The organism is Sphingomonas sp. DBB INV C78 (genome assembly GCF_042693015.1).
Lineage (GTDB): Bacteria > Pseudomonadota > Alphaproteobacteria > Sphingomonadales > Sphingomonadaceae > Sphingomonas_E.
The window spans coordinates 1,905,823-1,932,034 of record NZ_CP170544.1 but is presented as its reverse complement, the minus strand read 5'-3'; the positions used below and the strand labels follow the sequence as shown (position 1 = coordinate 1,932,034).

Sequence of the window (26,212 nt, the reverse complement as noted above, 5' to 3'; positions counted from 1 at the left end):
CCTATCATGTCCCCCCTCGCTTCGCCACGCCCGCGCTATTATCGTGCGCGCATGACAGGGGAATTCGAAGCTGCGGCGAATGTCGCGACGGGCGCCTTGATCGCCCATGCCGTCGATAAGGAACGGCTGGGCAAGGACGGGCATACCCATGAAACAACGTGCCTGAACTGCGGGACGCCGCTGACCGGGCATTATTGTGCCGAGTGCGGGCAAGCGGCACATCTCCATCGATCGGCCGTGGCGCTGCTCCACGACATCGCCCATGGCGTCTTCCACTTCGAGGGCAAGATGTGGGGCACCTTGCCGATGCTCGCCTGGAAGCCGGGCGAGCTGACGCGCCGCTATGTGCATGGCGAGCGGGCGAAATTCGTGTCGCCACTGGCCTTGTTCCTCTTCTCCGTCTTTCTGATGGTTGCGGTCTTCTCCTGGGTCGGCCTGCCGATCCATATGACCGACGAGCCGGCGACGGCGGAAGGGGTCGCCACGAGCATGGCGGAGGCGAGGCAGGAAGCGGCTGCGGCGGTCGCGAAGAATGACGCCAAGATCGCCAAGCTTGAAGCCAGCCGCGCCGAGATCAAGGCGGCGGGCGGCAGCGCGAGCGCCATCAACCAGCAGATCGCGGATCTGAAGCGCGAGAGCGCGATCACCAACATGGTCACGGGCCGCGTCGCCGAACAGGCCGGCGATCCGACGCTCAACGTGAAAACGGGCTGGCCGACGCTGGACAAGGGGATCGAGAAAGCGAGCAAGAACCCCGCGCTGTTGCTCTACAAGCTGCAATCCTCGGCCTATAAATTCTCCTGGGCGCTGATCCCGATCTCGCTGCCGTTCATCTGGCTGATGTTCGCCTGGCGCTGGAAATTTGGCCTCTACGATCACGCGATCTTCGCCATCTATTCGCTGGCGGCGATGACGCTGCTGATGGTGATGTTGAGCTTTGCCGGGCTGATCCTGCCGTCCGCGGCAATCATCGTCATCCTGACCTTCGTGCCGCCGATCCATATGTACCGGCAATTGAAGGGCGCTTATTCGCTCGGCTGGTTCAGCGCGCTGTGGCGGACCTGGTTCCTGCTGATTTCGGCCAGCATCGCGGTGACGATCTTCCTGCTGCTGCTGATCGCGATGGGCGTGACGGGGCACTAGGGGCGGGACTTCGCCGATGGTCGCCGTTCAGAGGAATTGAAATGCAGGACTTTCTGGCCGCGATCGAGATCGGCGCGGCGACGATCTTTTCCAAGACGGTGACGGAGAGCGACGTATCGCTGTTCGCCGGGATCAGCGGCGATTTCGCCCGTAACCATGTCGACGAAGCCTATATGCGGCGCACGCCGTTCGGCGGTCGCATCGCGCACGGGCTGCTGTTGCTCGGCTATACGTCACGCGCATCGACATTGATGTGCGAAGCCTGCCTGAAAGGGTCGGACGCCTTCGTGCCGCTGGCGCTGGGCTTCGATCGGGTGCGTTTCCTGCGGCCGGTTCTGATCGGCGAGACGATCACCGTGCGCTATGCGATCGAAGCCGTCGACGCCGAACGCGGCCGGATGACGAGCGCGGTGACGATCGAGAATGAGGCCGGCGAACCGGTTCTGGCAGCGACGCATATCGTAAAATGGGTCGCTGCCGAGGGCTGAAGTTGGCGAGCGGGCGTTAGCCCACCCGCTTCACATCGGGCAGCTTGTAGCTGCCGTCGAGGATCGGGTCGGTGGGCACGTAGGTGCGGATCAGCAAGGCGAACTGGTCGTCGGGGGCGGGGAGCCAGTTGGCTTTGCCTTCGGCGTCCGCTGGCTCTTCGTGCGACAGGACCAATGTCAGTGAACCGTCGTCGGCGAATTTCAGTTCGTTGGCGTCGAGATTGACCCGGCCGATATTGTTGCGGCCGTTCGGGCTCTTCGCCAGCATATAATAATCGCGGTCATACATGGTGAGCGACCAGAAGCCGCCGCGAGCGCGATCGACCGGGGGAAGCTGGTCCTTCTCGAACCGGACGGCATAGCGATAGCGACCTTGCAGCAGCGCACCGTCTGCATCCGTGCCGCGGATGAAGTAGATCGCCTCGTGATAATCGTTGACGTAGATGTAGATCACCGCGGCGAGCGCGCGGCCGAACCAGTCGCTGCCCCATACGCCGCCATTTTCCTGCCGCTGCCAGCCGTTGCCGGCATCGACGCCGACCTGATCATAGCGGGCGGCGGCGTGCAGTTCGGCATCGGCGGCGAGCGCCACGCGATCGAGCAGCGCTCGCCATTGATCGGATGATCGGCGCAGCGCGAGCAAATTGCGGGCCTGTTCCGCCATCGGCGTGTCATCCGGCGCGACGACCGGATTGGCATCGAGCATCTTTTCCAGACCGTCCCAGAATTTCCGCGCATCGACCGGCCGGGCCCGGAGCAGATCGGGATCGCGATCCAGCATCTCCGCCGTGATGCCGGCCGGATAGACCTTGTTGCGCGCGCTCGCCTCGCAATCGAAGGTTTTGCGTGTCGCCGTGTCCTCGCTCAGCGGATAGACACCGATCTGGTTGAGCACGCGCCGCGCTGTGGCCTTGTCCTCCGGCGAATGGGCGGTGAAGCTGCGGCCGAACAGCCCTGCCACCGCGGTCGGCGAACGCAGGACATCGATGAAGCCCTCGGGCTTCTCGCCCTGCCATTGGGGCCCGACCAGCAGGAGCTTGCCGCCGGCGGTGTGCGAGGCCGAACCGAGTTGGTGCGTCACGTTGGTGAAGATATCGACGATCTGTATCGTCCAATAATGGCCCGGGGGCGCATCGATCGGCGTCTGGATCACCAGCGGCTCGACACTGAGGTCGGCAAAGCTGACGCCATAGATGGTGTCGGCGTTGGGGGTGACGACCTTGCGCTGGGCCGGCGACATATAATCGTCGAGATAGCCCATGCGATTTTTGGGCGCGCCGGGGAACAGGCCCATCGTTGCGCCCGGACCAGCCTCCTTCATGACTTGCCAGGAGCTCGTCCGCCCGAAGCCGTCCACCGCGGGATAGCCCCAATAATAGAGGATGCGCGCGAGCGATTCGACATAGGCCTGGTAGGCGAGGCTGGCGGGGACGCCGGCGCCATTTTTCAGATCGGCATGAGCGGGCGTGAACTGGCGGGCGGCATAGGGGATGTCGGTCATGGCAGGTCACCTCGATTTTCGGGGCGAAGCTAGGCGGTAAGGAACGCCCTAACCATCGGGACATACCCGCAGGCGGAATCCGAAATTCATGCGGCGGCGGATGGCGCGGGAGCTTCCGCGAGGTTCGATCGTTCCGATGCGACAATGAACCCCGATCGCCTCGCCAAGGATGCGCCGATGATGCACCGATTATGCAGTGGACTCGTTTTTCTGACTGCCCTGGCACCGCTGCCTGCGCTGGCCCAGACGATATCGGAAGTGCCGGCCGAGGGCCTGTTCCGGATCGTGACGGTGGCGGAAACCACCGTGCAGCAATTGCCGCCGGGGCCGCTTTACTGGCGGGTCGAGACCTTCCCGACGCTGACCGGCGCGAAGGAGGGGGCGGGGGCGACGAGCCTTGCCGCCACCGTATCGGGCAAGAACTGGCTGTTCACGCTGGGGCCCAAGGGCGGCAAAAGCGTCGGCGGCAAGCTGATCACCGAGATCGGGCCGGTGCCCGAGGTCGAGGCGCGGCAATATCTGCTGCGGATCAACCATGCCGGTGGTCCACCGGGAGCGAAGACGCCCGTCCATTCGCATCCGGGGTCAGAGGCTTTCTACGTGATGTCCGGGAAACTCTGTCAAAAGACGTCGCACGGCACGAACCAGCTTGAGGCCGGGCGTTCGATGAACGGGCATGAGCCGGGGATGGTGATGCAGCTCACGAGCTGCGGGACCGCCGAGCTCGACCAGCTCGTGATGTTCGTGGTGGATGCGACCAAGCCCTTCTCGCCGCCCGCAAGTTTCGACTGAGGGCGGGTTTCTCCCGATGGCGGGGCCGTAGCGCGGGCCCTAGCCTGTGGTCTTTGATGGCCGGGGGTGACCCATGCGCATTGTCGCGACGCTGTTGCTGCTGACGGCAGTCTGCCCGGCCCAGGCGGAGGAGACAGCATCGATGCTGGTGACGATCGACAATTTCGTGCGTGCGGAGACCGACACCTATTTTGCCGGCTTCGTGAAGGATGGCGCGCTGGGGCGGTTCGTCCATGCCCGGGCGCTGGCGGGTATCGACGAGCAATCGATCGTGCGGATGAACCGCGACACCGTCTATTCGCGCGGTCTGTTCGATCTCGATGCCGGGCCGGTGACGGTGACCTTGCCCGATAGCGGCGGCCGCTTCCTGTCGCTGATGGTGCTCAACGAGGATCATTATGCGCTGGACACCTTCTATGCGCCGGGGACGCACCGTTTCACGCGCGAGGCAGCAGGCACGCGCTATCTGGCGCTGCTGGTGCGCACCTTCGTCAATCCCGCCGACCCGGCCGATCTGGCGAAGGTCCATGCGTTGCAGGATGCGATTCGGGTGGAGCAGGCGTCGCCCGGCCGGTTCGAGGCGCCGCAATGGGACGTGGCGTCGCTGACGAGCGTGCGGGAGGAGCTGAAGAAGACGACGGCGGTCGATCCGTCCAAGGCGTTCGGCAGACCCGGCGAGGTCGATCCCAGGCAGCATCTGCTCGGCACCGCGTTCGGATGGGGCGGCAACCCGCCCAAGGATGCGACCTACGTCGCCGGCCGGCCCGAGGGGGATGACGGCAAGACCGTCTATCGGCTGACGGTGAAGGATGTGCCGGTCGACGGCTTCTGGTCGATCAGCGTCTACAACAAGGATGGCTATTTCGAGCCGAATCCGGAAAACGCCTATTCGCTGAACAATGTGACGGCGAAGCAGGACGCGGACGGGGCCTATGTCATCCAGTTCGGCGGCTGCGGGGCGGGCGTGGCCAACTGCCTGCCGATCACGCCCGGCTGGAACTATACGGTGCGGCTCTATCGCCCGCGTGCGGAGATATTGGACGGGCGCTGGAAATTTCCGGAGCCCGTGCCGGTGGGGTGAGGCGGGGCTGCTACTTCCGCCCGAACAGCTTCTCGATATCGGCATGGCCGAGTTTGATCCAGGTCGGGCGGCCGTGGTTGCATTGGCCGCTATGGGGCGTGACCTCCATCTCGCGGAGCAGGGCGTTCATTTCGGCGACCGAGAGGATGCGGCCGGCGCGGACCGAGCCGTGGCAGGCCATGGTCGCGGCGACCGAATCGAGCCGTTCCTTCAAGGATAAAGCTTCGCCATAAGCGGCGAGTTCGTCGGCGAGATCGGTGACGAGGCCCTTGGCGTCGCTCTGGCCGAGAAGGGCCGGGACGGCGCGGACCAGCATGGCGTGGGGGCCGAAGCGTTCGAGATCGAGGCCCATTTCGGTAAGTTCGGGGATGCGCGCTTCCAGCCGGTCGCAGGCGCTTTCGTCCAACTCGACGACTTCGGGGAGAAGGAGGGCCTGGGTCGCGACGCCGCCATTGGCCATGGCGCGGCGCATCCGTTCGAGGACGAGGCGCTCATGCGCGGCGTGCTGATCGACGAGGACCAGCCCGTCGGCCGATTCGGCGACAATATAGGTGGCGGCGACCTGGCCGCGGGCGACGCCGAGCGGGAATTCCTTGGGTTCGGGCGGCGCGGCGAAAGCCGGCTCGGCGCGGGCGAGCGGCTGGGCTGAAAAGCCGGGGGCGTGATCCCAGACCGATCCCTGCACCGGGCGGGGCGGAGTGGCCCAGCCGGTTGAAACCGGCGCCGACGGCAACGGGCTGAGCGGTTCGCTCTGCCACGATCCCATCGCGGCGGGCGATGCGGATTGCGCGCTGCGGTGGCCGGCGGCGTCGAGCGCGGCGCGTAAGCCGCCGACGATCAGGCCACGGACGAGGCCGGGATCGCGGAAGCGCACCTCGGTCTTGGCGGGGTGGACGTTGACGTCGACCTCGGCGCCCGGAAGATCGACGAACAAGGCGACGACCGGATGGCGATCGCGTGCGAGCATGTCCTGATAGGCGCCGCGAACCGCGCCGACGAGCAGGCGATCCTTCACCGGCCGGCCGTTGACGAACAGGAACTGGTGATCGGCAACGCCGCGGTTGAAGGTGGGGAGGCCGGCGACGCCGCGCAGGATCACCTCGCCGCGGGCATAATCCACCGCGACGCTGTTTTCGGCGAGCGCGCGATCGGTGAGTGCGGCGACGCGTTGGGCGCGATCCTCGCCGGGAGGGACCGAGAGCGCGCGGCGGCCGTCATGTTCGACCGAAAAGCCGATGTCGGGCCGCGCCATGGCGAGGCGGCGGATCGAATCCATGCAGGCGGCATATTCGGCTCGCGGCGAGCGGAGGAACTTGCGGCGGGCGGGGACGCGATCGAACAGCCCCTCCATGCGGATGCGCGTGCCGGGCGGGATCGCCGCCGGCCCTTCGGCGACGACCGCGCCATTGTCGACCGTGCGCGACCAGCCATCGGCCCCGCGCACGCGGCTTTCGATGGTGAGGCGCGAGACGCTGGCGATCGAGGGCAGGGCCTCACCCCGGAAGCCGAGGGTGGCGACCTCCTCGATCGCGTCGTCGGGCAGCTTGGAGGTGGCATGCCGTTCAAGTGCAAGGGCAATTTCGTCGGGCGCCATGCCGCAACCATCGTCGGCGACTTCGATGCGGGTGAGGCCGCCGTCGGACAAGGAGACGGCGATCCGGGTGGCGCCGGCGTCGATTGCGTTCTCGACAAGTTCCTTCAACGCGCTGGCCGGCCGTTCGACCACTTCGCCGGCCGCGATACGATTCACCAGATGCTCGGGCAGGCGGCGTATTGACATGCCTGTCGCTCTAGCCCAAGCGCGAGCATCCCGCGACCGGCATTTCTCCCATTTTTACGTGCAGGATTCGGTGGCGGTCAGCACACACGGAGCGGGCGAACTGATGTCATTTACGCGCTGGTTCAAGTTCATGTCGCACGACATGGCGATCGATTTGGGGACGGCGAATACCGTCGTCTATCTGCGCGGGCGCGGAATTGTGCTCAACGAGCCGTCGGTCGTGGCGATCGAGACGATCAACGGCGTCAAGAAGGTCCGGGCCGTCGGTGACGACGCCAAGCTGATGATGGGCAAGACCCCGGAGAGTATGGAAGCGATCCGGCCGATGCGCGACGGGGTGATCGCGGACATCGATGTCGCCGAGCAGATGATCAAGCACTTCATCCATAAGGTCCACGGAAAGCGCCGTTTTCCGCGCTTCCCGGAAATCGTGATCTGCGTGCCTTCGGGTTCGACCAAGGTGGAGCGCCGCGCGATCCGCGATGCCGCCTCGAACGCGGGCGCGAGCCAGGTGTGGCTGATCGAGGAGCCGATGGCGGCCGCGATCGGTGCCGATATGCCCGTCACCGAGCCGGTGGGTTCGATGGTCGTCGACATTGGCGGCGGCACCACCGAGGTTGCGGTGCTGTCGCTCCGCGGTCTCGCTTACACCACCTCCGTCCGCGTCGGCGGCGACAAGATGGACGAGGCGATCGCATCCTATGTCCGCCGTAACCATAATTTGCTGATCGGCGAATCGACGGCCGAGCGGATCAAGAAGGAGATGGGTGTCGCCCGCATGCCGGCCGACGGTCGCGGCGAGACGATCCACATCAAGGGCCGCGACCTTGTGAACGGCGTGCCCAAGGAAATCACCATCACCCAGAGCCAGATCGCGGAAGCGCTGTCCGAGCCGGTGCAGGCGATCGTCGAGGGCGTGCGCATCGCGCTCGAGAATACGGCGCCGGAGCTGGCGGCCGACATCGTCGACCAGGGCATCGTGCTGACGGGCGGCGGTGCGCTGCTCAACGGCATCGACGAGGTGATCCGCGAGGAAACCGGCCTGCCGGTCACGGTCGCGGAAGATCCGCTGACCTGCGTCGCACTGGGAACGGGCCGCGCGCTGGAAGATCCGGCGTTCCGCGGCGTGCTCCAGACCGCCTAAGGGGAGCGGCCGGCGATGGCGCCGCCGCGCCTCCGACGTCCTGGCTTTTCGCGTCGCGCGCAATATGGCCTGTTCGCCGCTTATGTGATTGCGGTGGTGGGGATCGTGGTTGCGCTGCTGCTGCTGATCGCCGCGCGCTTCGATCCGCAGGGCTTTGCCGTGCTGCGATCGGTGGCGACCGACCTGACTTCGCCCGCCACTGCCGCCGGGCGCAGCGCGATCGACGGCATCGGTTCCGTCGGCGACAATATCGCGGCCTATTGGCGGGCGGGATCGCAGAATGCGGAACTGCGCCGCGAACTGGAGGCATCGCGCGCCAAGCTGGTCGAAGCGCGTGCCATCGACTTCGAGAATCGGCGGCTCAAGCGGCTGTTGAGCATCGTCGGGCCGGATAACAGCCCGATCGCCACGGTGCGGATCGTCGGGTCCACGGCCAGCAGTTCGCACCGGCTGGTGACCTTGAGCGCGGGCGCGACATCCGGCGTCCGCGTCGGTCAACCGGTGCGATCGGCCGAGGGGCTGATCGGCCGGGTGGTCGAGAATGGCCAGATATCGTCGCGCGTGCTGTTGATCACTGACGCCAGCAGCACGGTGCCGGTGCAGATCATCCGCAGCGGCGTGGCGGCGCTCGCCACCGGGCGGGGCGATGGCGGGATCGACTTGCGGTCGCTGATCGCCGGCCAGACGCCCTTCCGCCGCGGCGACGTGGTGATGACGACCGGCGCGGGCGGGGTCTATCCCGCCGGCATTCCCGTCGCGGTCGTCACCAGGGTGACGCGCGACGCCGCCGAGGCGACGCCGCTTGCCGATCCGGCCAAGCTGGATTTCGCGGTGGTGCTGAAGCCCTTCCAACCCGATCTGCCGCCGCCCCCGGCGCCGGCCAAGCCGTGAAGGCGCCCCGCCAGCGCGTGATCGGGCTTGAGGATGGCGAAAGCCTGCTGCCGCGGCGCGCGCGCTGGGCGCCGGTGTTCACAGTCATGCTGGCATCGATGATCACATTGTTGCCGATCGTCGCGGACTGGCCGGTCCTGCCGCCGTTCGGCCTGCTGATGCTGCTCGCCTGGCGGCTGCTGCGGCCGGAAATGTGGCCGAGCTGGATAGCGCTGCCGCTGGGCCTGTTCGACGATATGTTCAGCGGCCAGCCGATGGGATCGGCGATGGCGTTGTGGACGATCGTCTTTCTCGCCTTCGACATGATGGACAATCGCGCGGTGTGGCGCGATTACTGGATGGACTGGCTGGCGGCGGCGGCGGCGATCCTGTTCTGCCTGGTCGGCGGCGTCGGGCTGGTCGCGTTCACCACAGGCGGAGGAAATTTGCTCGCCATCGTGCCGCAGGCCGTGATCACCATTCTGCTTTTCCCCGCCGCGATGCGTGTCTGCGCGGCGCTTGACCGCTGGCGGCTTGCACGGTGAAGGGCAGCCGCCGGATAGTCACCGAACAGCAGCAGCTCCTCACCTTCACCCGCAGGGCGATGGTGCTGGGGGGGGCGCAGTTCGCGTTGGGCGGGGTGCTTGCCGGGCGGATGGCCTGGCTGTCGATCGCGGAGAATGAACGCTATCGGCTGATGGCCGAGGATAATCGCGTCCAACTGATCCTGATCCCTCCGCGGCGCGGCTGGATCATCGATCGCAAGGGCCAGCCGATCGCAATCAACCGCACCGATTTCCGCGTCGACATCATTCCCGATCTGCTGGAGGACGAGGACCGCGTCATCGCGGAGGTCGCGAAGCTGCTCGCGCTGCCCGACGAGGAAGTGACGCGTATCCGCGAGGAACTGAAGGATGCCGCCGGATTCCGCCCGGTGCCGGTGGCCGAGAAGGTCGATTATGAGCGCTTCGCCGCCGTCAGCGTGCGCCAGAGCGAGTTGCCGGGCGTGGCGCCGGCGCGCGGCTATACGCGCTATTATCCGGCGGGCGCAGCGGTCGGCCATCTGGTCGGCTATGTCGGCGCGGCATCCGCCAAGGATTATGAGAAGGACAAGAACCCGCTGCTGATCACCCCCGGCTTCAAGATCGGCAAGGAGGGGCTGGAAAAGGTGATGGAGCCGGCGCTGCGCGGCAAGCCGGGGGCCAAGCGGAGCGAGGTGACGGCGCGCGGCAAGATCGTCCGCGATCTCGACACGCGATCGGACGAGCCGGGCGGGACGTTGCGGCTGTCGGTCGATGCGGGCCTGCAGACCTATGCCGCGCGGCGGATCGGCACCAACAGCGGATCGGTGGTGGTGATGGATTGCCATACCGGCGACCTGCTCTGCCTGGCGTCCATGCCGTCCTACGACCCCAACAGCTTTTCAGACGGCATCAGCCATTCCGAATATTCGATGCTGCGGGCGAACGACCATCTGCCGCTGCTCAACAAGACGCTGCAGGGCCTGTATCCGCCGGGATCGACGGTGAAGCCGGCGGTGGCGCTCGCCTTGTTGCGCGCGGGCCAGTCGCCCGCTGCATCGGTGGTCTGCACCGGCGCCTACCGGTTGGGTAATCGCCTGTTCCACTGCCACAAGCGCGGCGGGCACGGCCATGTCGACATGCGGCGCGCCATCCACCAGAGCTGCGACGTCTTCTTCTACCATTATTCGCAGACCATCGGCATCGACGCGATCGCGACGATGATGCGCAATCTGGGGCTGGGCGAGGAGTTTGCGCTGCCCGTCGCTTCGCAGCGTTATGGCACGGTGCCCGATACCGCGTGGAAGCAGCGGCGCTTCAAGACTGCCTGGGCCACCTATGACACGGTGAACGCCACGATCGGGCAAGGCTATATGCTGTCCAACCCGCTGCAACTGGCGGTGATGTCGGCGCGGATCGCATCGGGCCGGTCACTGATGCCGCGGCTGCTGGCGCGGGCTCGCCTGCACGCCGGCGAACCGCTGGACATCGACCCCGAACATCTCGCCTTCATCCGATCGGCGATGAGCGATGTGGTCAACGGCCCCGGCACCGCCGGCCGATCGCGCCTGCCGCTCGCCGACGTGCAGATGGCGGGCAAGACCGGCACCGCGCAGGTGCGCAACATCACCGCAGCCGAACGCGCGCGCGGCGGCAAGTTCGGCGGCGAGGGCGTGCCGTGGAAATATCGCGACCATGCGCTGTTCATCGGCTTCGCGCCGGTGGAAAATCCACGCTACGCCTGCGCGGTGGTGATCGAACATGGCATCGGCGGTTCCGCGGTGGCCGCCCCGATCGCGCGTGACGTGCTGACCTATCTCTACGATCCGGCCAAGGCGCTCGATACGCTCGCCAAGATGGAAGAGGGCTGGGGCGGCAATATCGAGACGCGGATGGCGCGCGATGCGGCGGAATGGGCCGCGGAGAACCGGCCGGCGACGGCAACGGCGACGGCCGCCGCGCCCGTTGCGACGCCGACGAGCCCCGCGGACAATGCGACGGCGGCAGCGGCTGCGCCCGTTGCAGCGGGGGGCAATGAAACGGTCGGCACCGAGCCGGTCGAGACCGACTGATGCGCGATCCGCTGGTTCCGGCACCGCTGGCCGTCCTGCCATGGAAACTGATCCTGACGGTGATCGCGATCGGCGGCTTCGGCCTGACCGTGCTCTATTCGGCGGCCGGCGGTAGCCTGAAGCCCTGGGCGCTTTCGCAGGGCATCCGCTTCTTCGCCTTCCTTTTCGGCGCGGTCCTGCTGTCGCGGCTGCGCGAGGAGCAGATCAAGGCGGCGGTCTTCCCGGTCTATACGGTGATCCTGATCGCGCTGGTGATCGTCGAGATTTTCGGCTTCGTCGGCGGGGGGAGCCAGCGCTGGCTGGACCTGGGCTTCATCAGGCTCCAGCCGTCCGAACTGATGAAACCGGCCATCGTGCTGGTGCTCGCGCGCTTCTACGATCTGCTGCCCGCGGGCGAGATCCGCCGCTTCAGCGCGGTATGGCCGGCGGCGGCGCTGATCGGCGTGCCATTCTTCCTGGTGCTGATCCAGCCCGACCTCGGCACCGCGACGATGATATTGGCGGGCGGGGTGGTGGTGACCTTCCTCGCCGGCCTGCCGCTGCGCCTCTATCTCGGTGCGGGCCTCGCCTTCCTGGCCGCGCTGCCGGTGATCTATTTCTCGCTGCATGATTATCAGCGCAACCGCGTGCTGATCTTCCTCGATCCGGAGATGGACCCGCTCGGCAAGGGGTATCATATCAGCCAGTCGAAGATCGCGATCGGATCGGGCGGGATCTTCGGCAAGGGCTTCCTCAACGGCACGCAGAGCCACCTCGATTATCTGCCCGAGGGCCATACCGACTTCGTCTTCGCGACGATGGCGGAGGAATGGGGGCTGCTGGGCGGTCTGTTCGTCATCATCGCCTATCTGGCGGTGGTGAACTGGGCGGTGCGCGTGGCGATGCGGGCGCGGACGCGCTTCGGCCGGCTGGCTGCCGCGGGGCTCTCGATGACGATCTTCTTTTATGTCGCGATCAATCTTTCGATGGTGATGGGCCTGGCCCCCGTGGTCGGCATTCCGCTGCCGCTCGTCTCGTTCGGGGGATCGGCGGTGATGACGGTGATGCTGTGCCTGGGCCTGCTGATGGCCATCGACCGCGCGGAAAAGGCCGGCCGATAGAAAAGTTGCGAAAGCCGGTTTACATTCGCCGCCGGCCGATGCTAAGGGCGCGCCTCGCTTCGGGGCAACCAACCCCATGGCATGGACGCATAGCTCAGTTGGTAGAGCAGCTGACTCTTAATCAGCGGGTCCTAGGTTCGAGCCCTAGTGCGTCCACCACCACCAAGACCGGCCACAGCAGCCGCGATATGGACGCATAGCTCAGTTGGTAGAGCAGCTGACTCTTAATCAGCGGGTCCTAGGTTCGAGCCCTAGTGCGTCCACCATCCCTCCTGACATTCTGATCGGAACCTTCGGTTGCGCAGTCGCGCGCTGACCGACAAGCCTTTCGACAACCCCACGATTTTTCGCCCACTGGAAAGCGCGGCGTGCGATCTCGCGCGCTTAATCCCGGTTGACGTTCCGATCGGCTGCCCTTAGCGGGTTCAGCTAATGCGAATCTATTGCATTAGCAAAAACTCTGTTCGGGGGATGAAGGTCGATATGCCGCGATCCGGTTCGATATGTGTGAAGGAAATGACCAAGCAAGGCGGGGGCCGCGTGCGGGCGAAACTGGCTTTGCTGGCGGCGACGGCGCCGTTGGCGGCGTTTTGGGCGATCGGTTCCGCGCAGGCGCAGGATGGCGATCCGCTGTTCTATGCCGATGCGCGCAACACCATCACGGTGACGGCGACCCGCATTCCGACCTCGATCCTGGACGTGCCGGCGACGGTGAGCGTGATCGACGATACGACCATTGCCAACAATCTCGTCGCCGACATCAAGGATCTCGTCCGCTATGAGCCGGGCGTGAGCGTGCGGCGTGCGCCCACGCGCTTCGGCGCGGCGCAAGGATCGACGGGGCGCGACGGCAATGCGGGTTTCAACATCCGCGGGCTCGAGGGCAATCGGGTGCTGATCCAGGTCGACGGCATCCGCATTCCCGACGATTTCAGCTTTGGGGCGCAGGCGGCGGGGCGTGGCGATTATGTCGACCTCAGCCTCATCAAATCGGTCGAAATACTGCGCGGGCCGGCGTCCGCGCTGTATGGCAGCGACGGCTTGGCCGGCGCGGTAAGCTTCACGACCAGCGATCCGGCGGACCTGCTGAACGGGCAGGGCGACTTCACCGCCTTGGCGCGTGGGGCCTATGACAGCGCGACCGATCAGTTCACCGAGACCGGCATCGTCGCCGGGCAATCGGGCGCATGGTCGATCCTGGCGGCCTACACGCGCCGTGACGGCCATGAGCTGGAAAATCAGGGCACCAACGACGCCGCCAACGCGACCCGGACCAAGGCCAATCCGCAGGATACCAAGTCCGATGCGCTGCTGGGCAAGATCGTCTGGACACCCAACGATGCGCACCGCCTGCGCCTGACGGTCGATTATCTGAACGATCATGTCGATACGAATGTGCTGAGCGGGATCACGCCGACCCCGGCTTCGGGCGTGTTGCCGGCCACCGCCGTGATCGGCCTGACCGCGGCGGACAGCACCGAGCGGACGCGCGTGTCGTTCGACTGGCGCTATCAGGGCAGCGGCGCGATAGACTCGGCGCAGATCGCGCTCTGGTATCAGGACAGTGAGAGCCGGCAGTTCACGGCGGAGGACCGCAACACCGCAGCCGATCGCACCCGCCTCAACATCTTCCAGAACCGGGTGATTGGCGCGAGCGCAGAGGCGCGGAGCGATTTCGAGACGGGATCGATCGGCCACAAGCTTGTCTATGGCGCGGACATTTCGGTGACGCGGCAGAAGGGGCTGCGCGACGGCACCGTGCCGACGGCGCCCGATACCTTCCCGAGCCGCGCCTTCCCCGTCACCGATTACACGCTGGCGGGTGTCTTCGTGGCGGACGAGATCACGCTGGCGGACGGCGCGATTTCCGTCTTCCCGGCGCTGCGTTTCGATTATTACGATCTTTCGCCCAAGGACGATCCGCTGCTGCCGAACTTCGCGGCGGCCAAGCAGGATGGATCGCGGCTTTCGCCCAAGATCGGCGTGGTCGGCCGGATCGGCGGCGGGGCGAGCCTGTTCGCCAACTATGCCCGCGGCTTCAAGGCGCCGCTGCCGAGCCAGGTGAACCAGTTCTTCGAGAACCCGACCTCGCCGTTCTTCGCCTACAAGTCGATCCCCAACCCGGATCTGAAGCCGGAGACGAGCGAGACGCTGGAAGGGGGCTTGCGCTATGGCAGCCAGTGGCTGGATGCCAGCGTCACCGGCTTCTGGGGCAAATACAAGAATTTCATCAGCCAGGAGCAAGTGGGCACGCACGCCGGCACGCCCGCGGACCCGATCATCTTCCAGTTCGTCAATCTCGACCGGGTGAAGATCAAGGGTATCGAGGGCAAGCTGGAGGGAAGGACCGCGATCGGTATCACCGGCACGGTCGCGATTTCCTACGCCACCGGCGACGTCAATGACGGCACGACCAAGACGCCCTTGCTCAGCATCGACCCGCTGAAGCTGGTGGCAGGGATCGGCTATCGCGATCGCGCCGGGCGCTTCGGCGGGCAACTGATCGCGACCCATTCGGCCGGCAAGGAAGCGAGCCGCACCGAAGGGCTGTGCACGCCTTCCTGCTACCGGCCCGAGGGCTTCACCACTCTGGATGCGACGGCGTTCGTGCAGATCAACCAGATGTTCACGCTGCGCGCCGGCGTCTTCAACATTTTCGACACCAAATATGCCTGGTGGAGCGATGTCCGCGGCCTTGCCGCGACGCCGGCGAACCTGGCCGTCACCGATGCCTATACCCAGCCCGGCCGCAACGCGAGCGTCTCGCTCACGGCCCGTTTCTGATCGATCGGAAGAGAGAAAAGTGATGAACCGCTTCCTGCGCAACAGCCTGCTTGCTGCCACCATCGCAACCGCCTTGCCCTTCACGCCGGCCTGGGCGGACGGCCCCGTCGCCACCCGCGCCGCGGCGGACGAGTCCGCTTCGCTGACGGCCGACCGCGCCGCGATCCTCGCCATGGCCGGCGATTATAAGGTGACCTTCGACTTCCGCGAGACGACCCCATGGCGCGCCGACTATACGCCGATCGCACCCAAGGTTTCCGGCGGGCATGAAAGCGTCCGCGTGGTCGAGGACAGCCCGCGCCGGATCGTGCTGCAGCACCTGCTCGTCGTCACCGACGACAAGGGCAAATCGATGGTCATCAAGCATTGGCGGCAGGACTGGACCTATGAGCCGGAATCGGTGCTGGTCTATGCCGGTGAGGGCAAGTGGAAGCTGGAAGAGGTGCCCGAGCGGATGCGCAAGGGCCGCTGGTCGCAGACCGTGTGGCAGACCGACGACAGCCCCCGCTATGGCGGCTGGGGCCAGTGGACCGACGAGGGCGGCGTGCGCCGCTGGCGGAGCAACTGGACCTGGCGGCCGCTCGCCCGCCGCGATGCCGTCCGCACGCCGCCCTATGATCGCTATCTCGCGATCAACCGACACTCCCCGTCGCCCGCCGGCTGGATCCACTGGCAGGACAATATCAAGATGGGCCCCGAAGGCGGCGTGAGCGGCGGCAAGATGGTGCCGTTCGTCCAGGAATCGGTGCTCAACAGCTACGTCAAGGCGAGCGATTACGACATCAAGGCGGCCGACGATTATTGGGCGGCGACCAAGGACTATTGGGCGGCAGTGCGGACCGCCTGGGATGCGGCGATCGCCAAAGGTAATGGCGTGTCGGTTGCCGAGGTGGCGGAGACCGGATCTGCTTCGGGCGAACGGCTGATGGCCTTTGCCGACGATATCCGGACCGGCAAGCTGACGAGCGCGCAGGCGATCGCCAAGGCCAAGGCGATCATCGCCCAGGTCACGACGAGCTGAGGCGCGATGTATCGCTTCGTCGACCAGCCCGTCACGCGGCTGAGCAATGGCGCCCGCTTCACCCTGTGGGCGATGCGGGCGTGGGTCTATGCGCTGGGACAGGGCCGCTGCCCGCCCGGCGCACTGACGCCGGCCTTTGCCCGCATGGGCGTGCTGGCCGCCTTGCCCGATTTCCACATGGCGATGGCGCTGCTCAACCGCGATGCGCTGGAGAAACTGGCGCTGGCGCCGCTGCAATGCGCGACGATCGCCGAGCATGAGGCGGTGCTGCTGGAGCTGTGGGCGGAGGGGGCGGGCGGCGACGAAGGCCGGGTGTGCGCCACGCTGGAACTGCTGATCGCCGACGAGATCGTGGTGCCGGTGGCGACCGCGATGATGGCCTGCGCGCCGAAGCTGACGGCGCTCGATAGGGTGCCGGTCGACATGAATCATCCCCAAGGAGGAGCATCGTCATGAGCGATCGCAAAACCGAGCTGGTGGCGCCGTCTGCCGCGCTTTCAGTGGAGGAGGTGCATTCGGTTCGCCACTGGAACGCGCATCTGTTCAGCTTCACGATCAGCCGCCCGGCCAGCTTCCGCTTCCGATCTGGCGAATTCGTGATGATCGGTCTGCCGGGCGACGGGCGGCCACTGCTGCGTGCCTATTCGATCGCCAGCCCTGCTTATGCCGACGAGCTGGAATTCCTGTCGATCAAGGTGCCGGACGGGCCACTGACATCGCGGCTGCAATTGATCCAGCCGGGCGACCATATCTTCCTGGGGCGCAAGCCGACGGGGACATTGGTGGCGGACGCGCTGCTGCCAGGGAGCCGGCTGTTCCTGCTATCTACGGGCACGGGCCTCGCGCCCTTCCTGAGCGTGGCGCGCGATCCCGACATCTATGATCGCTTCGGCCAGATCCTGCTGGCCCATTCGGTGCGCCATGTCAGCGACCTTGCGTTCCGCGATGCGCTGGAAAGCCAGTTGGCCGATGATCCGCTGGTGCAGGACCAGGCGCTCGTCCAGTTCAGCTATCTACCGAGTGTGACCCGGGAGCCGTTCCACACGAGCGGGCGTATTCCGGCGCTGATCGAGAATGGCCGGCTGTTCGAAGGGCTCACCGGCCCGCGCAAGCTCGACCCCGAGCTCGATCGGGTGATGCTGTGTGGTAGCATGGCGATGATCCGCGAGCTTGCGGCGGAACTGGAGCGGCTGGGATTTTCGGAGGGCTCCAACGCGAAACCGGGCCATTTCGTGATCGAACGGGCCTTCGTAGGATAGATTTTTACGCGATTTGCCGTTTTGGCATCTCGAAAAGAGCCGGTTCAGCGACAAAAACGACATTCGCCGCGACCAGCATGTAGCGGCGCGGGTGGGCGGACTCGGCGACGTCGGTTATTATGGCGCTGCGACCCGAGGAGTTCTGGCGTAGCCAGGCTTCTATCTTGGGGCCCGATCGGGAAACCGGTCGGGCCCTATTTTTATCCGGCCTTTTTCGAAGTCTCCTGCTTTGCCACCTGCTCGATCTCGCGCAGGACACGGAGCAGATTGCCGCCGGACAGCTTGGCGAGATCGGCATCGCTCCAGCCGCGGCGTGCGAGCTCGACGAACAGGGCGGGATATTTGTGGACGCCGTCGAGGCCTTCGGGCGTATCCGGGATACCGTCAAAATCGGAGCCGAGGCCGACGGCATCCTTGCCCGCCACCTTGGCGATATGGTCGATATGGTCGGCGACCATTGCCACCGTTACCTTGGGGCGCGGGTTCGCCGCCTCCCACGCCGCCATCGCTTCCTTCGCGCGTTCGGGCTGGCCGATATAGAGGCCACCGAACGGCGGGGCGTTGTAGCGCGTCTGCTCTGCCGCGCGATCGGCATCCCATTTGGCCCGCGCCTGCGAAACATAGCCCGGATAGAAATTGACCATGACGATGCCGCGGTTGCGGGCGACGAGGGCGAGCACGTCATCGGGCACGTCGCGCGGATGATCGATGAGGGCGCGCGCACCCGAATGGGAGAAGATCACCGGTGCGCGGCTGAGTTCGAGCACCTGCTTCATCGTGGCGGGCGAGACGTGGCTGAGGTCGATCGCCATGCCCAGCCGGTTCATTTCCTTGACCGCTTCGCGACCGAGGGGACTGAGGCCGTTGTAGACCGGCGTATCGGTGGCGGAATCGGCGAGCTTGGTGTTGGTGGCGTGCGTCAGCGTAAGATAGCGGGCGCCGAGCGCATAGAATTGCCGGAGCGCGGCCAGCGAGCCATCGATCTGGTCGCCGCCCTCCATGCCGATCAGCGATGCGATGCGGCCCTTCTTCTGGATGCGGACGATATCATCGGCGGTGTAGGCCATTTCGAACGCATCGGGATAAGCGGCGGCCATGCGTTTGATGATGTCGATCTCCTCGATCGCCAGCTTCATCGCATTGGGGTCTTTGTTGGGCACCCAGACCGACCAGAACTGGCCGCCGAGATGGCCCGCGCGGGCGCGGGGAATGTCCGTCATCAGCGGATTTTCGCCGGGTTTCCGGGGTAGGGTGGTGGCGTCCTTGCGGAGATCGGCGCGCAGTACGTCGCTGTCGAACCGGTCGCGGATTTCGGACGGCAGATCATTATGCCCGTCGATCACCGGGCTCGCCGCCAGCACCTTCGCCACCCGCGCGGCGAGGGCCGCGTCGCCGGGCGCTGCGGCGGGCGCCGCGGCGGTGCTGGCGAGAAGAGTGAGGACGGCCGCGTGGAAACCGAACGTGGAAGACTTCACTTGGCGTCCTTTATCGGGGTGAACAGCAGATCATGATAGTCGTAGCTGAAATCGGCGAGCGGCGAAGCGGCCTTCATCGTCACCCGTTCCACCTTGCCCTCCGCGTCCAGCCCGAACGTCACATAAGCCGGTTCGATCGTCTTGTCGTCGAACCGGGTGATGAAGGTATCATATTGGAAATGTTCGAGCTTGCCACCCATGCGCGGCGTCGACTTGAAATCGATCGCAAGGGCGCCCGCCTTGTCCTGGGTGACCTGGACATTGCCATACCAGGCATCGTTGAAGGTGCCGACATAGCGGGCTAGCGGGAGTGACGGGCCGACGCCGGCGGGCTTCCCGGCCTTCGCCTTGGCCAATTCGAGCCCCTTGGCGATGCGGCCTTTCTTGTATTCGATGAACTTAGCCGGCCAGTCGTTCGACGGGTAGCCGAGATAATGATCGAGCAGTTCGTGCATCAGCCCGAGGATGATCTCGCCATCCTCGCTGTTGATCTCGATCGCGAAGCCGACATTCTTTTCCGGTAGCAGCGCGACGACGGTCTGGAAGCCGAACACCGCGCCGCCATGGGAAACGAGCTTGGCGCCGCGATAATCCTGGATGTCCCAGCCGAGCGCATAGGTGTTGAACATCGGCTCGGTGAGTTTCAGGCTTGCGGGCATCGGCGAGACCGGCTGCAGCACGACCGGCGTCCACATCTCGGTCGCCTGCGTCGCGCTGAAGAGCTGGCCGCCGCCGGGAAGCTTGCCCTTGGCGAGCTGGAGATTGAGCCACTTCGCCATGTCGTTGGCGCTGACCGCAAGGCCGCCCGCGGGGGCGGCGTTGCGGGCGAGTTCGTCACGTTCGTTGAGCGGTTCCTGATTGCCGGCGCCGCGCAGGCCGCTGCTCATCCGCGCATGGGGGAAGGCGCGGTCTGGCGTAGCGAAGCGCTTCTCGTCGGTGGTGGAGGCCAACATGCCCGCGGGCTTGAAGACATGCTCCGCGACATAAGCTTCCCAGGTCTGGCCGGTCACGGATTCGATGAGCTGGCCGGCGACCATGTAGAGGATATTGTCATAGGCATAGCCGCTGCGGAAACTGGTCGCGGGCTTGATGTAGCGGAGTCGCTTCACCGCCTCCGCGCGCGAAAGATGGCTGCGCGGCACGAACATCAGGTCGCCTGCACCGAGGCCGAGGCCGCTGCGGTGGACCAGCAGATCGCGGATCGTCATCTCGCGCGTGACCCAGGGATCATACATCTGGAAGCCGGGCAGGCGATCGATCACCTTGTCGTCCCAGCCGATCTTGCCCTGATCGACGAGCGTGGCGAGCGCCGCGACGGTGACGGCCTTGCCGGTCGATCCGGTCGGGAATATCGTGTCGGGCGTTACCGGATCGTTCGACCCGAGCTTCTTCTCGCCATAGCCCTTGGCCAGCACCGTCTGACCATTTTCGACGATCGAGATCGCTATACCCGGCACGCCGACCTGCTTGCGCAGCGCCTCCACCCGCGCGTCGAAATCGGCGGGCGGGGCGGCGGCAAGCGGGGTCGAGGCCAGCGCGAATGCGAGGACCAGCTTCTTCATATAATCTCCGGTGATGGCTGGCGGCCACGCCATAGCCTGGCGACGCCGAGCGTCAGCAGGGGCAGCACGTAGATGCCGAGGAAGATGTAGGCCAAGGCGCGATAGCCATTGGCGATAAGGGCAACGAGGCCGAAGCGTTCGGCCAGCATCATGCACAGCACCAGCAAAGCGAGCGCGATGGCGAGCCGGGCGGGGTTGCCGAGCACGGCGCCGCGGCGGATGTGCCATGCCTTGGCGATGCGTTCGTTGATCGCGTGGACCGCGCCGGTGCCGCTTTCCAGCAAGGCGCAAAAGATCATGAGCTGGAAGATGAAGTGGAAGAGAGGATTGCCGAGCTGGCCGAGCAGATAATCGGACGGCAGTGTCTCCGCGGCGATGGCGGGATAGAAGGCGATCATGCAGGCGAAGAAGATGATCGCGGGAATCATCGCCAGCGGCCCGGCGATAAGGCCGGCGATCACCGCATCACGATCGCTGGTGAAGTGGCGGACGACGGGCAGGATCACCACCGCGCCGATGATGTTATAGCTCGCATAAGTGATGCCGCCAGTCGCCCATCCGTTTGTGGGCAGCGACTGTGCGAAGCCGGCGGCGATGCGATCACCGAAATTGGTCAGCGCGAGGACCAGGAAGACCGCATACACTCCGTAGAGCAGGAAGGAGACCCATTTGAACAGCGTCTCCACCGACGCGTTGCCGAAGGTCGCGAAGCCGGCGATGCCCGCCATCAGCGCGAGCGTGCCGATGATCGGCGGTAGGCCGAACGCGGCCTGCGCGATCGCCCCCGCTGCCGCGCCGAACACAGCGAGGATCAGGATGATGAAGAGGATATAGGCGACCTCGAACACCACCCAGCCGCGTCCGAGCAGGGCGGAGAAGAAGCTGCGATAGTCACGCGCGCCGGTCGCGCGGGCTAACAGGAAGGTGAGGGTGGCGACGAGGCTCCAGATCAGGGTGGCGAGCAGCATCGCCGCCAGCCCGCCCCACGGGCCGCTGGGCAGGAAGAATTCCGCAAGCTCGCGGCCCGTGGCATAGCCGCCGCCGATGATCACCGCCTTGAAAGCGAAGCCGGGCAGCAGGAAGCGCTGGAACCAGGACGGCCGGGCGCTTCCTTCCGCGCTTATCATGCCAGGCAGGCGTCGAGCAGGCGATCGAAGCTCTTGCCGCCGCGAACTGGATCGGCCGCAGGCAGGGCCAGCCGCGCGGTGGTTTCGGCGATCACCGCCTCGGCCTCCGCGGAGCTCAATGCCGAGGTGTTGAGGCTGATGCCGACGCAGCGGATGGCGGGGTTGGTGAGGCGGCCCATCGCCACCGTTCGCTCGATTACTTCCTCGATCGAGGGCAGTTTGTAGCCTGCGGTGCCCAGCATGTCGGTGCGACCCGGTTCATGGCAGACGACGAACAGATCCGGCTGGCTGCCGTGGAGCAGGCCCAATGTCACGCCGGCATAGGCGGGGTGGAAGAGTGAGCCTTGCCCTTCGATGATGTCCCAATGATCGGGGGCGGCATCGGGGCTGAGCATTTCCGCCGCGCCGGCCACGAAATCCGCCACCACCGCATCCATCGGAATGCCGCCGCCGGCAATCATGATGCCGGTCTGTCCCGTCGCTCGAAAATCGGCATCCACGCCGCGGGTTTGGAGGCCGCGGACGATGGAGAGGGCGGTATATTTCTTGCCGAGCGCGCAATCCGTGCCGACCGTCAGCAGCCGCTTGCCGCTGCGCTTGGCGCCGGTCGCGACCTTGATGCCGGGGGGCGGCGTGCGGACGTCGATGAGGCGCCGGCCGAGCCGATCGGCGGTGCTGGCGAGTCCTGGCAGATCGCCGAGCTTCGCGTGCATGCCGCTGATGATGTCGAGCCCCGCTTCCAGCGCCTCCACCAAGGCGCTGACCCAATGCGGTGGGATGACGCCGCCGGTATTGGCGACGCCGATCACCAGTGCGCGGGCGCCCTTCTGCTGCGCTTCCGCCGGAGTGAGCGGCGGCAGGCCGGTCGAGACCCTGGCGCCGGGCAGCGCATATTCGCCGACGCACATATCGCCGGCCCAATCGCGCAGCCCAAACGCTGTCTTGGCAAAGCCGGCCTCAACCGTATCGCCCAGGAACAGGAGATAGGGCTGCGGCAAGGCGTGATCGCCATTTCCGGTCAAATCCGTATCCCTCCGCAAAGCCGTAACGACACCAGAACGAGACATGGATCAATATTCCGCGGTGAGGGACAGGCCGATCGTACGCGGGCGGATGATGCCCGTGCCCATCGCGCCGTTGGGATAGACGTTGAAGCCGTTGGCGGTGAGCGCCGCCGTCGATGTGATGCCGTGGCTATTGCCGAGATTCTTGACATAGGCATCGACCGAGAATTTGCCGAAATCGACCCCGGCGCGCAGATCGATGACCGTGTAGGACGGGATGATCCGCTGGTGGCCGGTTGCTTCCCGATAGGTGCCGTCGAACGCGCCCGACTGATCCGACAGGAAGCGCAGCGATCCGCCGAGATAGGCCGTCGTCGTGTCAGACAGCGACCAGCTGTAATCCGCGTTCGCGCCGATGCTGTAGGTCGGCACATAAGGCAGGCGATCACCGTCGCGGCCGCCCACGATCGGATCGGCATCATCCTTCAGTCGCGTCTTGGTGTAGGCACCGTTGACCGACACGTCCAAACCATCGGTGGGGCGCATGGTGGCGGTGAATTCGAGGCCCTGGCTCTTGGCCTTGCCGGCATTGGTGTTGACGCCGAAGCCGTTGACGACGGCGAACAACTGGATGTCCTTCCAGTCGAGATAGAAGGCGGCCAGATCAATGCTGAAGCGGTTGTCGTCGGTCTGCGCCTTGAAGCCGGCTTCGTAGCTGAGCACGGAATCGGAATCATAGGTGCCCGGCGTACCTGGAGGGGCCGCGGGCGGCAGGACGTTCGGCCCGCCGGGGCGGAAGCCCTTGGCAAGCCGCGCATAGAGCGACATGCGATCGTCGAACTTGAATTTCGGCGCGATCGAGTAAGTGAAGACGTCTTCGGACGACTTCACGCCGAATTCCTGCGGGCCGCCGGCGAGCGCGCCATCGCCCACCTGACGTGCTTTCTGGCTGTTGTGGCTGTAACGACCGCCGAGATCGACGTCGAACTGCTCGCCAAGGTGGATCGTCGCATTGGCGAAGGCCGCGATTTCCTCATATTTGGATGCGAGGTTGACCTGAGCCAGTAGGGGCAGGGTGGTGATCTCGTCCAGCGTGCCGGGGGTGACGGCGACATAGGCCTGGTCGATCGAACCATCCTCATGCGTGTAATAGCCGCCGACCAGCCATTCGAATGTTTCGGACTCATTGGATGCCAGGCGCAGTTCCTGCGTGAACTTTTCGACTCGCGTCGTCTGATCGAGGAATAATTCGTTCGGCGTGCCGAAGATCGCCTCGATCAGCCCGCTGAGATTGACGGTAAGGTCATCGTGGAACGACTGTTCCTGGGTGCTGTAGCTGGTCGACGAAGTGAGGTTGGCGAAGCCCAGATCGAAATTGGCGGCGCCATTGTAGAGCCGATATTTGACCTTGGAGGTCGGCTGCACGAATTGCGACAGAGTGAGGCCACCATAAAGCGGCTTCAGCGTCGTGGGATCTGCCTCGACGACGCTTGGCGCATCGGAATTGATGTTCTGGAGAATGGCGCTGAGGCGAACAGTGACCGTTTCGTTCGGCGTGAACAGCAATGATGCCCGGCCGCCATAATTTTCGACGCCATTGATGTTCTTCTCGACGTCCGATCCGGCGGTGCCGATGGAATCGATGAAACCGCCATCCTTGCGGTAGCTGCCCGAGGCGCGGAAGGCGAGGACATCGCTGATCGGCACGTTGACGACCGCGTTGCCGAAATAGGAGGTGTCGCCGCCGTCCACGGCCTCTACGCCGGCGCGGCCCCGGATTTCGAGTGCGTCGGTCTGGGGCACGTTGGTGACATATTTTACGACGCCGCTGAGCGAGCTGGCGCCGTAGATCGTGCCCTGCGGGCCGCGCAGCACCTCGATCCGGGCGATGTCGAACGTGTCGAAGTCACCGGCGAGGATTGCGCCATTGGCAAGGCCGCTGCTGGAGCCGAAGGGCATTTCATCCAGATAGACGCCGACGGTGGAGGCGACGCCGCCGGTGTTGAGGCCACGCAGCACGAGCCGGCCCTGGCCCGGCGTGCTCTGCGTAAGCTGAAGGCCGGGAACGAGTTTCAGATAATCGCTGAAACTGTTGGCCTGATGCGTTTCGAGCGTATCACCGCTGACGACCGAGATGGACTGCGGCACGTCGACCAGCGTCTGTTCGCGCTTCTGCGCGGTGACGACGATGACTTCAGATCCGGCGTCCGCCGTCTCCTCGGCCAGTGCCGGCGCGCTGACCAGCGCCAGCACCATGGCGGTCGACACACCCAATGTCGCGCGGATCCTATTCATCTCAGTCCCCCTTCTTCGGGCCCGTGGCCCGTCCCTTATTTCCAGACCTGGCCAAGCAATCGGCGGAAATTGCCGCCGAGCACGAGGCCGATATTCTCGTTGGACCAGCCGCGCCGGACCAGTTCCTCGGTCAGGTCGAACATCTTCATCGGATGATCGAAGCCTTCGATGTCGATCTTGTCGCGGAAGGCGTAGCTCGCCTTGTAGGCGGCTTTCAGCTTGGCATATTGATCGGCCGGCATGTCGTCATAGCCGTTGAGATCGGCGTCGGAGCCGATGCCAACATGGTCGACGCCGATCAGCTTCACGACATGATCGATATGATCGACCATATCGCCCAGCGTGGTCGGATCCTTGTCCTTCACGAACATGCGGACGCCGCTGATCCCTATCACGCCGGCCGTCTTGCCGAGCGCCCTGATCGCCTCGTCGCTCTTGGCGCGGGGATGGTTGGAAAGCGCGCGGCAGTTGGAATGGGTGATGGCGATCGGTGATTTGGAGATCGCGATCGCGTCCAGCGTGGTGCGGTCGCCGCTGTGCGACACGTCGACCAGCATGCCGGCCTTGTTCATCGCTTCGATGACGGTCTCGCCGAAATCGCTGACGCCGCCGTCGACGCGATCGGTGCTGCCCGATCCGATCAGATTCTGGCTGTTATAGGTGAGCTGCGCGCAGCGCAGGCCGAGGCCATAGAAAAGCGCGACATCTTCGGGCTTTTCGAACTGCTCGGCATTCTGCAGGCCGATGATCATGCCGATCTTGCGTTGGGCCTTGGCATGATCGAGATCGGCGACGGTGCCGACGAGCGAGAAGATATCGGCATTGCGGCCGGCGAAACCCTGCCAGGCGGCGAGGAATGTAAGGGCATCCTCGCGCGCCTGAGGCCCCCCGAGCCCAAAGGCATTATGGAAGCCGGTGATGCCGCAGGATTTGAAATCGGCGATCTCGCGAGCTGTGAGCGGGCGGGAGAAGGCATCGGGCGCCATGTCGATCCGCGGCGGCGCCAGCATGTCGATGACGAGCGCCTTTTCCATGATGTCGAGCGTGCGGCGCGAATAGCGTTTCGCGCTGCCCGGTGCGGCCGCGAAGCTGCCGCTGTTGATCATGGGAAAGGCAAGCGCGGCGCCGGCAATGGCGGCCCCGAGAACGGTTCGACGATTTGGGGTCGACAGCGCGCCCAATCCCGCTTCCTT

General features: G+C 65.4%; 21 protein-coding genes and 2 tRNA genes. 15 read left to right on the top strand and 8 right to left on the bottom strand.

Annotated elements, in window-relative coordinates:
- Nucleotides 1-51: 51 nt before the first annotated feature.
- Both ACFB49_RS09235 and ACFB49_RS09230 read left to right on the top strand, forming a co-directional pair.
- Nucleotides 52-1,143 carry a DUF3667 domain-containing protein gene (locus ACFB49_RS09235; protein ID WP_380878726.1) on the top strand — a complete coding sequence of 364 codons (1,092 nt, stop codon included), beginning with the start codon at nt 52-54 and terminating at the stop codon, nt 1,141-1,143.
- A 41-nt stretch (nt 1,144-1,184) separates the two neighbouring features.
- A complete protein-coding gene (locus ACFB49_RS09230) occupies nt 1,185-1,631 on the top strand; it encodes a MaoC family dehydratase (protein WP_380878724.1) in 447 nt (148 codons plus the stop codon).
- Between the two features lie 16 nt (nt 1,632-1,647).
- Here ACFB49_RS09230 and ACFB49_RS09225 read toward each other — a convergent pair whose 3' ends face one another.
- Nucleotides 1,648-3,132 carry a DUF1254 domain-containing protein gene (locus ACFB49_RS09225; RefSeq protein WP_380878722.1) on the bottom strand — a complete coding sequence of 495 codons (1,485 nt, stop codon included), beginning with the start codon at nt 3,130-3,132 and terminating at the stop codon, nt 1,648-1,650.
- 144 nt (nt 3,133-3,276) lie between these two features.
- Here ACFB49_RS09225 and ACFB49_RS09220 point away from each other — a divergent pair, with 144 nt between their 5' ends.
- Nucleotides 3,277-3,924, top strand: coding sequence for a hypothetical protein (locus ACFB49_RS09220; RefSeq protein ID WP_380878720.1), 648 nt, complete (start codon nt 3,277-3,279; stop codon nt 3,922-3,924).
- A 73-nt stretch (nt 3,925-3,997) separates the two neighbouring features.
- The gene (locus tag ACFB49_RS09215; protein ID WP_380878718.1) at nt 3,998-5,005 is read left to right on the top strand and encodes a DUF1254 domain-containing protein; all 1,008 of its coding nucleotides are present in this window, start codon (nt 3,998-4,000) and stop codon (nt 5,003-5,005) included.
- A gap of 10 nt (nt 5,006-5,015) precedes the next feature.
- On the opposite strand, the gene mutL is transcribed toward ACFB49_RS09215, so the two are convergent.
- On the bottom strand, nt 5,016-6,785 hold the full coding sequence (gene mutL, locus ACFB49_RS09210) for a DNA mismatch repair endonuclease MutL (RefSeq protein WP_380878716.1): 1,770 nt from the start codon (nt 6,783-6,785) through the stop codon (nt 5,016-5,018).
- Nucleotides 6,786-6,888: 103 nt separating this feature from the next.
- Between mutL and ACFB49_RS09205 the strand changes: the two genes are divergently transcribed.
- The 11 genes from ACFB49_RS09205 to ACFB49_RS09155 all read left to right on the top strand — a co-directional run bounded on the left by ACFB49_RS09205 (nt 6,889) and on the right by ACFB49_RS09155 (nt 17,556).
- Nucleotides 6,889-7,929 carry a rod shape-determining protein gene (locus tag ACFB49_RS09205; RefSeq protein ID WP_380878714.1) on the top strand — a complete coding sequence of 347 codons (1,041 nt, stop codon included), beginning with the start codon at nt 6,889-6,891 and terminating at the stop codon, nt 7,927-7,929.
- A 15-nt stretch (nt 7,930-7,944) separates the two neighbouring features.
- Complete coding sequence (gene mreC, locus ACFB49_RS09200; RefSeq protein WP_380878712.1) at nt 7,945-8,820, top strand: rod shape-determining protein MreC; 876 nt, start codon at nt 7,945-7,947, stop codon at nt 8,818-8,820.
- Nucleotides 8,817-9,344, top strand: a complete 528-nt coding sequence (locus ACFB49_RS09195; RefSeq protein WP_380878710.1) for a rod shape-determining protein MreD — start codon at nt 8,817-8,819, stop codon at nt 9,342-9,344. The genes mreC and ACFB49_RS09195 overlap by 4 nt, the downstream gene beginning before the upstream one ends.
- A 59-nt stretch (nt 9,345-9,403) precedes the next feature.
- On the top strand, nt 9,404-11,392 hold the full coding sequence (mrdA, locus tag ACFB49_RS09190) for a penicillin-binding protein 2 (protein WP_380879903.1): 1,989 nt from the start codon (nt 9,404-9,406) through the stop codon (nt 11,390-11,392).
- Nucleotides 11,392-12,492 carry a rod shape-determining protein RodA gene (gene rodA, locus ACFB49_RS09185; RefSeq protein WP_380878708.1) on the top strand — a complete coding sequence of 367 codons (1,101 nt, stop codon included), beginning with the start codon at nt 11,392-11,394 and terminating at the stop codon, nt 12,490-12,492. Before mrdA ends, rodA begins: the two co-directional genes overlap by 1 nt.
- 83 nt (nt 12,493-12,575) lie before the next feature.
- Nucleotides 12,576-12,651 (top strand) — tRNA-Lys (locus tag ACFB49_RS09180).
- Nucleotides 12,652-12,682: 31 nt separating this feature from the next.
- Nucleotides 12,683-12,758, top strand: a tRNA-Lys gene (locus tag ACFB49_RS09175).
- Between the two features lie 250 nt (nt 12,759-13,008).
- The gene (locus ACFB49_RS09170) at nt 13,009-15,276 is read left to right on the top strand and encodes a TonB-dependent hemoglobin/transferrin/lactoferrin family receptor (RefSeq protein WP_380878706.1); all 2,268 of its coding nucleotides are present in this window, start codon (nt 13,009-13,011) and stop codon (nt 15,274-15,276) included.
- Nucleotides 15,277-15,298: 22 nt separating this feature from the next.
- Nucleotides 15,299-16,297, top strand: coding sequence for a DUF6607 family protein (locus ACFB49_RS09165; RefSeq protein ID WP_380878704.1), 999 nt, complete (start codon nt 15,299-15,301; stop codon nt 16,295-16,297).
- A 6-nt stretch (nt 16,298-16,303) separates the two neighbouring features.
- Nucleotides 16,304-16,753: a hypothetical protein gene (locus tag ACFB49_RS09160; RefSeq protein WP_380878702.1), complete on the top strand. Its 450-nt coding sequence runs from the start codon at nt 16,304-16,306 to the stop codon at nt 16,751-16,753.
- Nucleotides 16,750-17,556: a ferredoxin--NADP reductase gene (locus ACFB49_RS09155; RefSeq protein WP_380878700.1), complete on the top strand. Its 807-nt coding sequence runs from the start codon at nt 16,750-16,752 to the stop codon at nt 17,554-17,556. The genes ACFB49_RS09160 and ACFB49_RS09155 overlap by 4 nt, the downstream gene beginning before the upstream one ends.
- A gap of 200 nt (nt 17,557-17,756) precedes the next feature.
- Here ACFB49_RS09155 and ACFB49_RS09150 read toward each other — a convergent pair whose 3' ends face one another.
- From ACFB49_RS09150 to ACFB49_RS09125, 6 genes are read right to left on the bottom strand one after another with little or no spacing between them, the layout of a single operon-like run.
- Entirely contained in the window at nt 17,757-19,031 is a 1,275-nt protein-coding gene (locus ACFB49_RS09150; protein ID WP_380878698.1) for a dipeptidase, read from the bottom strand.
- Entirely contained in the window at nt 19,028-20,593 is a 1,566-nt protein-coding gene (locus tag ACFB49_RS09145; RefSeq protein ID WP_380878696.1) for a serine hydrolase, read from the bottom strand. The genes ACFB49_RS09150 and ACFB49_RS09145 overlap by 4 nt, the downstream gene beginning before the upstream one ends.
- A complete protein-coding gene (locus ACFB49_RS09140) occupies nt 20,590-21,720 on the bottom strand; it encodes a hypothetical protein (RefSeq protein ID WP_380878694.1) in 1,131 nt (376 codons plus the stop codon). Before ACFB49_RS09140 ends, ACFB49_RS09145 begins: the two co-directional genes overlap by 4 nt.
- Complete coding sequence (locus ACFB49_RS09135; RefSeq protein WP_380878692.1) at nt 21,717-22,787, bottom strand: DUF1611 domain-containing protein; 1,071 nt, start codon at nt 22,785-22,787, stop codon at nt 21,717-21,719. Before ACFB49_RS09135 ends, ACFB49_RS09140 begins: the two co-directional genes overlap by 4 nt.
- 3 nt (nt 22,788-22,790) lie before the next feature.
- Nucleotides 22,791-25,019: a TonB-dependent receptor gene (locus ACFB49_RS09130; protein WP_380878690.1), complete on the bottom strand. Its 2,229-nt coding sequence runs from the start codon at nt 25,017-25,019 to the stop codon at nt 22,791-22,793.
- Between the two features lie 35 nt (nt 25,020-25,054).
- Nucleotides 25,055-26,200 (bottom strand): dipeptidase, encoded by a 1,146-nt coding sequence (locus ACFB49_RS09125; protein WP_380878688.1) that lies wholly within the window; start codon nt 26,198-26,200, stop codon nt 25,055-25,057.
- Nucleotides 26,201-26,212: the final 12 nt, after the last annotated feature.